The organism is Streptomyces sp. NRRL WC-3605 (assembly GCF_001509795.1).
Classification (GTDB): Bacteria; Actinomycetota; Actinomycetes; order Streptomycetales; family Streptomycetaceae; genus Streptomyces; species Streptomyces viridochromogenes.
The window spans coordinates 1-688 of the sequence record NZ_LLZN01000118.1 but is presented as its reverse complement, the minus strand read 5'-3'; the positions used below and the strand labels follow the sequence as shown (position 1 = coordinate 688).

The window sequence follows — 688 nt, the reverse complement described above, 5'->3', positions numbered from 1 at the left end:
CCGACGCTCCCACGGCTTGTAGGCACACGGTTTCAGGTACTATTTCACTCCGCTCCCGCGGTACTTTTCACCATTCCCTCACGGTACTATCCGCTATCGGTCACCAGGGAATATTTAGGCTTAGCGGGTGGTCCCGCCAGATTCACACGGGATTTCTCGGGCCCCGTGCTACTTGGGTGTCTCTCAAACGAGCCGCTGACGTTTCGACTACGGGGGTCTTACCCTCTACGCCGGACCTTTCGCATGTCCTTCGCCTACATCAACGGTTTCTGACTCGTCTCATGGCCGGCAGACCATGAAAGAGAGATCCCACAACCCCGAATGCGCAACCCCTGCCGGGTCTCACACGCATACGGTTTGGCCTCATCCGGTTTCGCTCGCCACTACTCCCGGAATCACGGTTGTTTTCTCTTCCTGCGGGTACTGAGATGTTTCACTTCCCCGCGTTCCCTCCACTTGCCCTATGTGTTCAGGCAAGGGTGACAGCCCATGACGACTGCCGGGTTTCCCCATTCGGAAACCCCCGGATCAAAGCCTGGTTGACGACTCCCCGGGGACTATCGTGGCCTCCCACGTCCTTCATCGGTTCCTGGTGCCAAGGCATCCACCGTGCGCCCTTAAAAACTTGGCCACAGATGCTCGCGTCCACTGTGCAGTTCTCAAACAACGACCAACCACCCATCACCCC

Annotated in this window: 1 rRNA gene; it reads right to left on the bottom strand. The window is 58.0% G+C overall.

What is annotated here, in order from left to right:
- Positions 1–631, bottom strand: a 23S ribosomal RNA gene (locus tag ADL34_RS33545); the annotation flags it as partial.
- Positions 632–688 lie beyond the last annotated feature (57 nt).